This is a genomic window from Xenorhabdus anantnagensis, from assembly GCF_028598555.1.
In the GTDB taxonomy this organism is placed as follows: domain Bacteria; phylum Pseudomonadota; class Gammaproteobacteria; order Enterobacterales; family Enterobacteriaceae; genus Xenorhabdus; species Xenorhabdus anantnagensis.
In genome coordinates this window covers 66628-80239 of record NZ_JAQRFN010000013.1, presented here as the reverse complement: position 1 = coordinate 80239, position 13612 = coordinate 66628, and the positions used below count along the sequence as shown (strand labels likewise).

Below are 13612 nucleotides of genomic sequence, written 5' to 3'. Positions count from 1 at the left end.
GGAAACATGACATGAAAAAGTGGTTTTATCTGTTAGCCGCAGGGATGATGGCATTAAGCATTGGCTCGGTAAATGCGGCTGCTAATGATGGCAAGACGCTGTATTTCTACAATTGGACTGAATACGTTCCGCCTGGTTTGCTCAACCAGTTCACTAAAGAAACTGGGATTAAGGTGATTTATTCCACCTATGAATCCAATGAGAGCATGTATACCAAGCTGAAAACCTATAAAGACGGCGCTTATGATTTAGTGGTTCCATCCACTTACTTTATCTCCAAGATGAGTAAAGAAGGGATGTTGCAAAAAATCGATATCAGCAAACTGAGCAACTTCCATAATCTTGATCCGAATTTGCTGCATAAGTCTTTTGATCCGAATAACGATTACTCTATCCCTTATATTTGGGGAGCAACGGCAATTGGCGTTAATCGCGATACTATTGATCCAAAAACCCTCTCTTCTTGGGCTGATTTTTGGCAACCGAAGTACAAAAGCAGCTTAGTGCTGACTGACGATGCCCGTGAAGTTTTCCAGATGGCGTTACTGAAATTGGGTTATTCCGGCAATACCACCGATCCGAAAGAGATTGAAGCCGCTTATCAGGAACTGAGAAAACTGATGCCAAATGTACTGGCATTTAACTCTGACAACCCTGCTAACCCATTTATGGAAGGTGAGGTTGATATCGGTATGATGTGGACTGGCTCTGCTTATGTTGCACGTCAGGCTGGCACACCTGTTGAGATTATTTGGCCGAAAGAAGGCGGGATTTTCTGGATGGATAGCTTGGCTATTCCAGCGAATGCCAAGAATGTCGATGGTGCGATGAAGTTGATCAATTTCTTGTTGCGTCCAGAGATTGCAGCACAAGTAGCCAAAAAAATTGGTTACCCAACCCCGAATCTGGAAGCGAAGAAATTACTGCCTAAGGTAATGACAGAAGATAAGTCTCTCTATCCAGATGAAGCCGTGATCCAAAAAGGAGAATGGCAGAATGATGTTGGCAATGCCAATATCTTATACGAAGAGTATTTCCAAAAATTGAAAGCAGGTCAGTGATCTGAAATTCAATTAAGTTATTGGGGAAGCGTTGCTTCCCCTTTTAATATCTGAGGATTATTCCTTAAAGACTTGGTTACGATGCCAAGCGATGAAACTTTCCAACGGATAATAGTTTTTGTTCTGGGGGCGTAATATTGGCTGTTTTGCAAAATTCCAAAAAAGTTGTTTAACTATCTGGCCGCCATTAATACTTTCTGAAACCAGTAAATTCATATTATTGTCAATTGATTGGATGTGAATTTAACTTTAGTTCTCTTCTATTTAATAAACATCCTCTTTCTGTTCCCTCGATTGTCTGATAAATAATAGTTTATTCTAATCCTGTGCTCAGAAAACATTATTTCTGAAGCGAGAATTTAAAATAAAAATAACAAACGGAAATGTTTTGTGAAAATTAATAATATAAAGGAATTGCTCTTATTAAAGATTATTTCCTCTGGTGACTTTTTGCCGGAACAGAAATTATATCCTCTGATTTAGACCTTAAGTTAAATAAATCCAGGCGATGAACATGCTTGTGGCTGATGCAATAAATGGATTATGGCGTGAGAAATGAGGCGGAGTAGATGATGAATAATACAGACTGTCAAATGATAAAGAGGCCAGAATGAACTGGAGAACCGAACGGTTAGGATACCGGCTATTATGTTGTTTATTAGGATGGGGAACGGTTTTTATTGTTTACTATTTTACGGCTAACTATTACTTAAACGAGCAAGTGACGATATTGCGACTTTCTGCCATTGATGAATGGATCGTATTTTCCTCCAATGGCATCTGGTTCTATCTCTCTTTCTTCCTATTGATACCGTTGGCTTATCTGTTCAGTCCATTATCCCGTGTACGTTGGTTAATGTTGGCAATGCAGGGTTGTGCCCTATTTTCTGGCCTGATCTACTTGCTCTATCCTACAACGCTCGATTATCCACAGATTACAGGTGATAAGTTTGTGGATCAGCTACTTAATCATGTGGTCGCGATAGATTCATCACAAAATTGTTTGCCTTCATTACATGCTTCGTTGACCGCATTATCTGTGTATGCGCTTTGGCAAGGAAAACAAAAATCCTGGCGGCTGTTGTGGTTAACGTGGGGAGTATCGATATGTTTTTCCATTATTCAATTGCGGCGGCATTTATTTATCGATCTTATGGCAGGGTTATTAACAGCAATTGTTATTGGCATCTTGTGTCAGTTAATTTTACAGGCGGTTGCGGATCGTTCTGATCGCAAGCCAACCAGCAAACGGAGTAGTGCATGAGCGGCAGAAAAATAAGATGGAATAGGAATCAAATAGCACTTGATTTATTGAAATCATTTTTCTGAACAGCAATATATTATTCAGAGTAATTTTTTCATCATTTTTGTTTTTAAATATATACTTTATGAGCTAGGCGATTTATTTCATTTTAGGGTGCAAATAACCAAAAATATTGGATTAATATTTAATTGCTGTTTCTTTTGAAGAACTGGACTTAAATGGTTTTTCATTGAAATAAAAAACCAATAAAACTATTTCTTATGACTAAGTTCAGTTGGTTTATTTGTAAATTAACATTTATCTTTATTTCACATAAATACAACAAGTTCCATGATTAAATCTCATGGAACTTTAATTTCATTAAAAAAATTTTATAGCATCGAAATAGTGAGCCGGGAAAAATTTTTATTTTTCATGCATCTGTGTTGAATATTTCAATTTAGTAATATGATGTATCATAAATATCTACTTCCTGTTTGACCGACTATCTGATAAATACTTATTTAATCTAACCCTATACTCAGAACTAACTTTATATTCTGATAATAAATTTAAACAAAAAATTAACACTTGGAAGTAATAATAAAATGAAAAATTCAAATGAATTGATCCCATTAAAGATCATTGCGTCTGGCACTGCTTTGCCAGAAAATAAAGTGTATTCATCCGATTTAGATTTGAAATTAAATAAACCGAGTGGTTTTGTAGAAAAGCATTCCGGAATAGAATATCGTTATCATTCTGATTATCAGGCATCTCAAGCTAAATTAGCCGTAGATGCATTACATGATACTTTAAAAACACATCAAATCCAGCCGGATTCAATTGATCTGTTAATTTCAGCTTCTGCAATCCCGATTCAAGCTTTACCTTATTCTGCGGCACATATTTTAAAAATGAGCCGATTAAAGGCAGGAACTGCCTGTTTTGATATTAATTCAAGCTGTGTGAGTTTTATCTCTGCTCTGAGTGTTGCCAGCGGATTGTTGGCGACCAGACAGTATCGGCGTATTGCGATTGTCTCCGCAGAGATGGCTTCCCGTGGCATTGACTGGTCACATCAGGAATCTTCATTGATTTTTGGTGATGGAGCGGCTTGTATGATCGTCGAAAGAGGGGATGGGCAAAGCGGGATTGTGACCTACAAACATGAGACTTATCCAGAAGGTCTCGAATTATGTGAGATCCGGGCTGGCGGAACTCGCAAGAATCTTCGTGCGGGCATGGAAGATAGTGATTTTCTGTTCCAGATGCAAGGTAAGCCACTGTTTAAACTGACTGCTTCATTAATTGAAGGCTTTACAGAGCGTGTACTGGCGAGCGCAAATCTTGAAATGTCCGATATTGATACCGTGGTTCCCCATCAGGCAAGCCATTTGGGGCTGAAACATATTCGTAATCGATTGAATATCAGGGATGAGAGATTTATGAATATTTATCGTTATCGCGGAAATCAGGTCGCAGCATCGATTCCTAGTGCTCTGCATGAAGCCATGATTACCGATCGCTATTATGGCCGTGATTATGTGATGTTGCTTGGCACAGCGGCTGGGCTTTCATTAAGTGAGATGATTTTAAGACCATGAAAATCCTTGTAACTGGAGCAACAAGCGGCTTAGGTCGTAATGCCGTTGATTACCTGTTATCGCGCGGGGAGGCGGTGGTGGCAACCGGGCGTGATCCGCAGGCGGGAGAGTTGTTAACTCAATTGGGAGCTAAATTTCGCCGTGCTGAACTGGGGACGCTAACGGTGGATGAAGCAATCGAGCTGATGTCAGATTGTGATGCAGTCTGGCATTGTGCCGCCAAATCTTCTCCCTGGGGTGATCCTGATGAGTTTGAACGTATCAATTTGACTGCGACATATATATTGGCGCAGGCGGCAGGAATATGCGGTATCCAGCGATTTGTCCATATTTCTACGCCAGCCGTATATTTTAATTTTTCACACCAACAGCATATTACTGAAAATCAGCGTAGTCAGCATTTCGCCAATGATTACGCCCGAACGAAGTTTCTGGCGGAAGAGTGCATACTCAAACTGATTCGCCGCTATCCAGACACAACTTATATTATTTTGCGCCCCCGTGGGTTATTTGGCCCACATGACCGAGTGTTATTGCCGCGCCTGCTGGTCCAGGTTAAATCCAGTAAAGGCGTTATGGCCTTGCCTGCGGGTGGGAAAAATGCCTTGGATCTCACTTATGTAATGAATGTTGTCCATGCCATGTCATTGGCGACCCAACGCGAAGGCTTACAAAGCGGGGCGATATATAACATTACCAATCAGCAGCCACAACCATTGGCGAAAACCTTAGGACAGTTATTTGATGAGATGCAGTTTGGCTATCGAATCAAATCATTGCCTTATCCATTTCTGTATGGTGCTGCGGCAGTATTGGAAGGAATGGCTATGCTCACCCGAAAAGAGCCGTTACTGACTCGTTACGGTATTGGGGCGGCTTATTATTCCATGACACTGGATAACTCAAAGGCACGGGAAGAACTGGGGTACTCGCCGATTTATACCATGGAAGAAGGCATTCATTTAACGGCCAATTGGTTAAAACAGATAGATCAGCAGGCGGGATTACATGGTTAAGATGCGTGTTTTTGAAGTGGGATACTGCACTCATCCCGGCTGCATGGCACTGAAAGGTGCCAGTCTGCGCATATGTAAATTTCCGGCCCGCGCATGGTTGCTGGAGTGCAATGACAAACGTTGGCTACTCGATACTGGATATGCCAGTCATTTTTACGATCATACCCGCAGTGGGGTTATTCGGTTATATCGCACAGTCACGCCAGTCTACTTTGACACCAAAGATGCATTGGTGATGCAACTGAAAGAAGAGGGCATTCAAGCGCGTGATATTGATGGCATTATCATTTCTCACTTTCATGGTGATCATATTGCTGGATTGCGGGATTTCCCACAGGCCAAATTTATCTGTTCGGGGGAAGGTTGGCGGAAAACTCGCAACTTACGCGGTATTGCTGCGCTGAAAAAAGCATTTGTACGGGGATTAATCCCAGAAGATTTTGAATCCAGAGCCTGTTTTTATGAAGGGTTTGAAACCAGTCCGCTGCCAGAAGAATTGGCGGTATTGGGTGAAGGTTATGCTGTGCCAGAAAGCCAGAAACAGATGTTTATTATTCCACTGCCCGGTCATGCGGCGGGGCATCTCGGCCTTTGTATATTGACTGAACAGGGGTGGGTATTGTTGGCGGGCGATGCGGCTTGGTCACCAAGTAACTACCGTGAACTGCGTGGGCCTGCAAAGTTGGCGAATATCATTATGGATGACAGCCGCGCCTATTACGAAACATTGAATAAATTGCACCAAATTGACCAAAAGCAGATTCCTATCCAGCTATGTCACGAGGGAGATTTGGAATGATACTTAAAACGCTTTGGTACTATTGGCGAGCTAAAAAACAGTGGAAATTTTCCAACCGACAGCAGCTTGAACAACATCAATCGAGAGAGCTAGCGAAATTCAGGCTCAGGGTACTGGCGAAAAGCCCTTATTTTGCCTCATATGGTGATTTACCGTTGGTGGAATATCCGCTCATGAATAAAGCCATCATGATGGAAAATTTTGACCGGATGAATACGGCAGGTCTCAAGCGTGATGCGCTCTTGGAGTGTGCGCGATTGAGCGAACAGTCACGCGATTTCAAACCGACGGTCGGTAAATTCAGCGTTGGAATGTCATCGGGCACATCAGGGCAGCGGGGGATTTTCGTTATCAGCCCTAAAGAGCGGGATATTTGGGCTGGAACTATGCTCGCCAAAATGCTACCGAACGGTTTATTTCATGGTGAGCGGGTCGCGCTGTTTTTGCGGGCAGGAAACAATCTCTACGACAGCGTTCAGAATCGCTGGATATCCTTCCGTTTTTTTGATTTGTTCGCTGATTTTAATCAGCAGGTGCAAGCGTTGGCAGAGTATAAACCAACGATTATCGTGGCTCCTGCTCAAGTACTGCGGGCGCTCGCCTTGAAAATTCAACAAGGTGAAGTGTCCTTGTCACCAGCGAAAGTGATCTCAGTGGCAGAAGTGCTGGAGCCGCAGGATCGTCAATTGTTGGAGAACGTATTCAGGGAGGTGGGAGAAATTTATCAGGCAACGGAAGGTTTTCTGGCGTGTACTTGCTCGCATGGAACCCTGCATCTTAATGAAGAATTTCTTCATATAGAGCCAAAATGGATTGATGAATCCCGTTTTAACCCGATCATTACTGATTTTACACGGGAATCTCAGCCAATTGTGCGTTATCAGCTTGATGATATTTTGGTGGTGAAGAAAACCCCGTGTACTTGTGGCAATCCAGCATTGGCGATAGAGCGCGTTGAAGGGCGTAGTGATGATCAGTTAATTTTACCTGCGCTTGACGGGGGCATAGTGAGTATTTTCGCCGATCCTTGTTCACGGATCATTGCCAATACCCTGCCGCTGACGAGTGATTATCGACTTACGCAAACGGAGTTGTTGCTGAAATTAGAAGGCGATTGTGCCATTGAGATTCTCCAGCAATGCCAATCAGCGCTGTCAGACTATTTTGCCAAACAGGGTGTTGATATCGATAAACTTGAGTGGCGGTGCGTATCACAAACGATATTGCCGGATCTGTTTAATAAACGTCGTCGGATTATCAGGAAAAAGGGATAGTTTAAAGGAATAATTTGTAGAACGGGTGGTTTAATACTGCTCGTTTTTACGTGAAGTTAAGGCAAATCAAGTAATGTATATCCCATTAACATATCTCATGAAAGAGCTACGCTTTTCAATGAACTTAAATAACGCCGGTAGGAGAAGGATGGGATAGCTGGTTTGATGGCGAAAATATGACCCCTGATTTTATCCAGTGCGCCGTAAAACCTCGGCCTTCAGAGGATGTCAAAAACCGATTATGCCAGTGATCGAAATTCAAGAGCAGGCGGGGTTAATTCAGTCAGTGGCAAGAGTGAGACCATGGATAACATTTAAAGCCTGATGGTGAAGAGCTGGTTTTAGCCAGCCCTGATTCATATTCTTGTTGAATATCTTTATCGGTAAAACAATATTAATAATTATTTTGCCGCATCCAACGCTTGTGAAAGATCTGCAATAATGTCGTCGCTGTGTTCGATTCCAATAGATAGGCGAATCAGATCCCGTGATACACCTGCTTTTACCAGTTCTTCATCATTTAGCTGACGGTGAGTTGTTGATGCAGGGTGACAAGCCAATGATTTGGCATCGCCAATATTTACCAGACGTACAATCAGTTGCAGGGCATCAATAAAACGGATGCCCGCATCTTCTCCCCCTTTAATGCCGAAAGAAAGAATTGAAGCCGGTTTTCCCCCCATATAACGGACAGCCAAATCATGCTCTGGGTGTGCAGGCAATCCCGCATATTTAACCCATGACACTTGAGGGTGTTTTTCCAGATATTGGGCGATTTTTAGGGCATTTTCAGTATGACGCTCCATACGAAGTGCCAAAGTTTCAAGACCTTGTAGGATGAGAAAAGCATTAAATGGTGAAAGTGCCGCCCCAGTGCTGCGCAGTGGCCCAACACGGCAGCGGGCGATAAAGGCTGCGGCACCAAAATGTTCGGTATAAGTTATCCCGTGATACGAGGCATCCGGTGTGCTTAGGATGGCAAAGCGATCTTGATGTTTTTCCCATGGGAATTTTCCTGAATCAACAATGATTCCACCAATCGAAGTACCGTGGCCTCCGATATATTTGGTCAGGGAGTGGATAATAATGTCTGCACCATGCTCGAACGGACGGCATAGATAAGGAGTGGCGACGGTATTATCGACAATCAGGGGAATTCCGTGCCAGTGGGCAATATCTGCCAGTGCTTGGATATCAATGATATTCCCGCTTGGATTGGTTATGGATTCACAGAATATTGCTTTGGTTTTCTTATCAATCATCTCTTCAATGGCAGCAATATCGTCATGAGCCACGAAACGGGTCTCAATCCCAATGCTTGGGAAAGTGTGTGCCATTAAGTTATAAGTACCACCATAGAGTTTCGCCACCGAAATAATGTTATCCCCAACCCTTGCAATGGTTTGAATAGCGTAGGTGATCGCCGCCATCCCAGAAGCCACTGCAAGCGCACCAATACCCCCTTCTAAAGCGGCGACCCGCTTTTCCAATACATCGTTTGTTGGATTCATTATGCGGGAGTAAATGTTGCCTTCGACTTTTAAGTCAAAAAGATCTGCGCCATGTTGGGAGTCATCGAAAGAATAGGAAGTCGTCTGATAAATGGGGACAGCAACAGCTTTGGTTGCTGGATCTGATGAGTAACCGGCATGGATAGATAGTGTTTCTAATTTCATTCTCATTTCCTTTAGTTAAGTAAAGTGTAACGGGTGTTTGAGACTGATAATCAAGAATAGTGGCGCGTTTTTTTGTTGGATGTTGATTGCGGTTCCTGTATTAGCTTACAGATATATCTTATAAGAGATTATTTCATACTGGAATATAAGTACAATTATCATTCTATGTCTTATTGTTGACTAATAAAATTAAAGAAAAAATTATAGCCAATTTACAAAGTGATATTGTGTTGGATCAACATCAAAAATAAATATCAATAGATATCAATTTGATACTGGGTTAAAAGGGAGGTATTTGGTTTTTTGATGAAGCATCTCTATAAATTAAATTGATACCATAATGTTAATAATTCAATCTTCCTCACATTTGTTGCATTTTACCCGATAGCCTGACCGAAACTATCTATACTTTAAACGGTTAAAACGTTTAGTAAACATAAAAGGTAATCGTTAATGGAGATGAGAAAGGCGCTTCTTGCAACTTTAGTCGTATCCGGTTTTATGTGTGGCTCAGTCGCTTATGCTGATTCACAGACTGTCGCAGTGGGTTACGCTCAAAGTAAAATCCAAGATATTAAAAATCTTCGCGGTGTGAATCTTCACTACCGTTATGAATGGGATTCTCCTGTGAGTATTATTGGCTCATTTGCGTATATGAAAGGTAATGAAAGTCATAGCGGCTATAATGATTACGGGCCTAGGAAAGCCAATGCTGATCTAAAATATTATTCGTTGATGGCTGGCCCAGCTTACCGAATTAATGATTATATGAGTGTTTATGGATTGTTGGGTTTTGCCCATTCAAAAGTCGATCTTTCCGAGGGTGAAACTGAGCGTGGAAGAAATGGGGAAATAATTTATTATTCTGTAAAAGCGGATAATAAATCAACCAGTTTAGCCTATGGCGCAGGAGTGGAAATCAATCCCATGCCAAATCTCAGCCTTTATGCTGGCTATGAAGGTTCATCATTAAAAGGTCATGAAGATCGGTTTAACATTAATGGATTTAATATCGGTGTGGGATATCGTTTCTAAACAACAAATTTAAGGCGTATATTTCTTGATGTGTTCGGGGGGATGTTTATTTCTCTTTGATGCAGCTCTCAATATCTATTGGGATTAAATCAAGATCGGATTCTTATAACAAAAGGTGCTTTTCTATATTGGAAAGTACCTTTTTGTAATTATTGCGTTAATTATGGATTCACATAATTATCATTCCTATCATAATTGACGGAATTTACTCATAAAGGGATTAAATAATAACATTAAGTTACATAAAATTTAGTAGTTATGTATTCATTTATTATGACAATGGCTTGACCTGATTTTTCTTTGAATATATAAGTTTTGTTTGAAAAATAATCATCAGTCTGAGATTAACGAAGCTTTTTTATGATGGGGACATAACAATGTCAACGCTGATTCATTGTAATAAGGTTAACTTTGGTATTAATTCAAAGCCATTATTTAGCAATCTTTCCATAACTATGAAAGAAAACGACAGAATTGCATTGGTCGGTTATAACGGCACAGGAAAAACTCACTTACTTAAGCTATTGGCTGGCATTGAAAAACCGGATGAAGGGCTTATTGAGTATGCTAATGGTCTGAGATTGGAAATGGTTTCTCAGTTTATTGACGGCGCATTGCTTGAAATGACCTTACTTGAGTCTATTTCCCAAAAAGTGAAACAAGTTGATGAATATGGTGACTATAAAGCTGCATCTATGCTTTATAATTTTGGCTTTCAGGATACTGATTTTAATACTAAAGTCGCTGATCTCAGCGGTGGACAGAAGACAAAGTTGATGTTTGCCATGAGTGCGGTCGTGGAACCCGATATTATTTTATTCGATGAACCCAGTAACCACTTGGATGCCAATACCCTGAAATTCTTCGAGGATTTTTTTAATAATAATCTAAAGAGTGCTTTTATCATTGTCTCCCATGACAGAAACTTTCTGGATAACGTTACCAATCAGACAGTTTTCTTGCGTGACCAACAACTGATGTCGTTTTCCCTGCCATTCAGTCAGGCATTTGAAGCGTTACAAGAAAAAGATGAGTCTGATGCTCTGCGATTGAAAGCAGAGGAGAAAAATATTCGACGCATACAGGAAAGCGCAAAACGCTTGGCACTGTGGGCAAAACTTTACGATAACGAAAAGTTCGCCAGAAAAGCCAAATCGATGGAAAAGCGTGTCGAAAAACTCGAACAGAGTAAGACCAGAACCACCGAAGGTGAAACTTATCGTTTATCGTTGGATGCTGACACGATCAAATCCAAACAGATGTTGCAGATTGAGGAAAAATGGATTGGTTATCAACTGAATGGGCAGTTTAATTCTTTATTTTCTACCAATGGATTGTATATCCGGCCGGGAGATAGAATTGCTTTGTTGGGGGACAATGGCGTGGGGAAATCCACCCTGATTCATACCCTTGTTGAGGCTTACAATAAGGCAAGAAGTAAGCAAGATACGCAGTTGGAAAATTCGGCTTACGATATCGAAAATATCATTTTTTCCCCGCAGTGTAATATGGGCTATCTCGATCAGGAATTAGAGAAAATCCCGCTGAATGAATCGATTTTTGATGTGGTTAGAAATAACACGCCGAATATCGACGATATCACCTGTAAGCAACAATTGATTGCAGCAGGGTTTGAATATGCGGATTTTAATAAATTGGTGGGAAGATTAAGTGGTGGTGAACGCTCCAGGCTAATGTTTTTAATCTTGAAATTAAATAAACATAATTTCTTGATTCTCGATGAGCCGACTAACCATTTGGATATTTTTGGCAAAATGGAATTGGAAAGTGAATTGATTAATAACGGAATGACAATATTAATTACTTCGCATGACAAGGCGTTTATTGATAACGTCGCCAATCGTTTTTTGCTGATTAAAAATGGCGAGTTGGAAGAAGTGACATCCAGCGATGGATATTATCTATTCCTGAATGAAAAAGTGATTTCTTCTCAAAAAAAGGTGATCTCTTCTCAAAAAGAAGTAGTTAGAGATCGGGGAAGCACACTTGATGAATCAGAAATATTAGCGGATTTAGCGGATGAAGAGACAGTTCTTCAACGTATTGTGGTATTGGAAAAAAATCTGGCGGAGGATTTGGCTCGGAAACCGAAACATCAGAAGCTGAAAAATCAGGAGATATGGAGAAAGGAAATTAAGAGACTCTATGAAATTTTAGAATAAATCTGGCGCCCCTAATTCGGGGCGCTCATCGTTATAAATTACATACTGCATAATTACAGAATTCGTTCAGCGGCGGCGGCATCGTGCCAGTCTTTAAACTCTTTCAATAACAGATCGTACAGCTGATCTTCTTTTACGGTAGCAAAATTGTCGATCGCAAAGAAATGGGTGTTATCAAGACGACGATCGGTAAAGTTATCGAGATCTTCCAGTATTCCGTAATTCGAACCACCCAGACCAACAAACTTCCAAAAAATAGGATAATTTGCTGAACGTCGAATAGCATCTTTGATCTGACGAGTTTTACTAATACCACCGTCGGTAATAAACACAATATAGACAGGTAGATCACTGTCTTTAAAAAAGTCGATAACCTCTTCCATAACTGGTGGTTCATTATTTACACCGCCGAGACCAGGAAGAATTTCCCACATAGAGCGTTTTATAGCGGTCTGTATTGTATGAATATAGCCATCAAGATTATCAAGGGTTACGTCCTGATATTTTTTGTGTTTTGAGGCAAATCCCCAGAGATCCATTGAACCGTCATCGTCAAATTGCACAGCCAGTACCGCAATACGATCCAGCACAGCCTGCACATAGTCTTTTTTGAATTGATTGTGCATCGATCCTGATGCATCAAGAACAAATGCAACTCGTGCTTTTATTGATTGCAGTTTGTGTTTATTCAGGCTGATAGTTGCATTTTTGGCAAGGCTTACAAGGCGTGGTGCTTTGTCCTGTAATTTTTTCTCAAGGCTGATAGTTGGGCTAGGAGGTGGATTATCTGAAGGCACAGGTTGCTCCACATCGACACCAAAATTCACAGCCAGAGGCCCCAGCCCACCATTGAATCCTTGCCCAAGAGCCCGAAGTTTCCAGTTGCCGGAGTGCCGATAAATTTCCGCAACAATCATGGCCTTTTCAGTTCTACCCGCGGTTGAAACAGTGAAGCTAGCAATATTTGGGGCTTCAAATTTCAGTTGTTGAAGATTGGCAACTGAATCCGGGCCGTCTATCACCAGCGTGATAGCAATTTTGCTCACATCGGCATCTATTTTTGTCAGATCCAGAGTGATGATGCTGCTTTGGTGAGATGTCTCCAAAACCAAGCTGTTATCTGCGGCGGTGGGATTATTGTAAAAGTAGAAGTCACTATCTCCCCTGACTTTACCACTGGCATTCAACAGAAAAGCGGAAGCATCTACTTCACTGCGAAAAGAAGGAGATGTTGGGTAAGAGAGCGTCAATCGAAGAGAAGTCGTAGATAGAACGATATTCTGTCCTGCTTGAAGATTCATGCTTGATGTCCTTTTAAGTGCGTAGCTAATGTCCCTGACGGGAGCCTTACCACATATAATCTTTGCCTTAAACGGCCGTTATTTTTTGTCAGGATTTTTTTGTCAGAATTGTAGAGGGAATCACTGCGGAAAAATAGCGCATTTATAAGCAAAATTATCCCGTTATTTCATTTGATAGGCTTTTTAGATAGGTGGAAAAAGGGGCGATTATTCTTGAGATCGGTCGTGAGAATAAATGTTCTGTGTAGCTTTAATCGAAGATCGGCGGGATTGTTTGTTATTTCTTCATCTGTGGCGACAATCTACATGATATTGAAACAACTTGGACTGAATACATACGTTCCGAGATTTGGCTCACTGTTATCAGGAAAATATTGGCTGAATGACTGTCGTGGGCGTGTTTTTCACAGGGGAACC

At 41.1% G+C, this 13612-nt stretch carries 10 protein-coding genes and 1 pseudogene; 8 read left to right on the top strand and 3 right to left on the bottom strand.

What is annotated here, in order from left to right:
- Positions 1-11 precede the first annotated feature (11 nt).
- On the top strand, positions 12-1061 hold the full coding sequence (gene potD / locus PSI14_RS11725; RefSeq protein ID WP_273576059.1) for a spermidine/putrescine ABC transporter substrate-binding protein PotD: 1050 nt from the start codon (positions 12-14) through the stop codon (positions 1059-1061).
- 57 nt (positions 1062-1118) lie between these two features.
- On the opposite strand, the pseudogene PSI14_RS20200 reads toward potD, so the two are convergent.
- A pseudogene (locus tag PSI14_RS20200) lies at positions 1119-1292 on the bottom strand (phosphorothioated DNA-binding restriction endonuclease); the annotation flags it as partial.
- 379 nt (positions 1293-1671) lie between these two features.
- Here PSI14_RS20200 and PSI14_RS11720 point away from each other — a divergent pair.
- From PSI14_RS11720 to PSI14_RS11700, 5 genes are all read left to right on the top strand, one after another.
- Positions 1672-2325: a phosphatase PAP2 family protein gene (locus tag PSI14_RS11720; protein WP_273576058.1), complete on the top strand. Its 654-nt coding sequence runs from the start codon at positions 1672-1674 to the stop codon at positions 2323-2325.
- A gap of 587 nt (positions 2326-2912) precedes the next feature.
- Positions 2913-3911 carry a 3-oxoacyl-[acyl-carrier-protein] synthase III C-terminal domain-containing protein gene (locus tag PSI14_RS11715; RefSeq protein ID WP_273576057.1) on the top strand — a complete coding sequence of 333 codons (999 nt, stop codon included), beginning with the start codon at positions 2913-2915 and terminating at the stop codon, positions 3909-3911.
- The gene (locus PSI14_RS11710; RefSeq protein ID WP_273576056.1) at positions 3908-4927 is read left to right on the top strand and encodes an NAD-dependent epimerase/dehydratase family protein; all 1020 of its coding nucleotides are present in this window, start codon (positions 3908-3910) and stop codon (positions 4925-4927) included. The genes PSI14_RS11715 and PSI14_RS11710 overlap by 4 nt, the downstream gene beginning before the upstream one ends.
- Positions 4920-5726: an MBL fold metallo-hydrolase gene (locus PSI14_RS11705; RefSeq protein WP_273576055.1), complete on the top strand. Its 807-nt coding sequence runs from the start codon at positions 4920-4922 to the stop codon at positions 5724-5726. The genes PSI14_RS11710 and PSI14_RS11705 overlap by 8 nt, the downstream gene beginning before the upstream one ends.
- A complete protein-coding gene (locus tag PSI14_RS11700; RefSeq protein ID WP_273576054.1) occupies positions 5723-7000 on the top strand; it encodes a F390 synthetase-related protein in 1278 nt (425 codons plus the stop codon). Before PSI14_RS11705 ends, PSI14_RS11700 begins: the two co-directional genes overlap by 4 nt.
- A gap of 401 nt (positions 7001-7401) precedes the next feature.
- Here the strand turns inward: PSI14_RS11700 and PSI14_RS11695 are convergent, their stop codons facing one another.
- Positions 7402-8676 (bottom strand): bifunctional O-acetylhomoserine aminocarboxypropyltransferase/cysteine synthase, encoded by a 1275-nt coding sequence (locus PSI14_RS11695; RefSeq protein ID WP_273576053.1) that lies wholly within the window; start codon positions 8674-8676, stop codon positions 7402-7404.
- 453 nt (positions 8677-9129) lie between these two features.
- Here PSI14_RS11695 and PSI14_RS11690 point away from each other — a divergent pair, with 453 nt between their 5' ends.
- Both PSI14_RS11690 and PSI14_RS11685 read left to right on the top strand, forming a co-directional pair.
- Positions 9130-9711, top strand: coding sequence for an Ail/Lom family outer membrane beta-barrel protein (locus PSI14_RS11690; protein WP_370688849.1), 582 nt, complete (start codon positions 9130-9132; stop codon positions 9709-9711).
- Between the two features lie 377 nt (positions 9712-10088).
- Positions 10089-11894 carry an ABC-F family ATP-binding cassette domain-containing protein gene (locus tag PSI14_RS11685; RefSeq protein WP_273576052.1) on the top strand — a complete coding sequence of 602 codons (1806 nt, stop codon included), beginning with the start codon at positions 10089-10091 and terminating at the stop codon, positions 11892-11894.
- Positions 11895-11947: 53 nt separating this feature from the next.
- Here PSI14_RS11685 and PSI14_RS11680 read toward each other — a convergent pair whose 3' ends face one another.
- Positions 11948-13195 (bottom strand): VWA domain-containing protein, encoded by a 1248-nt coding sequence (locus tag PSI14_RS11680; protein WP_273576051.1) that lies wholly within the window; start codon positions 13193-13195, stop codon positions 11948-11950.
- Between the last annotated feature and the right edge of the window lie 417 nt (positions 13196-13612).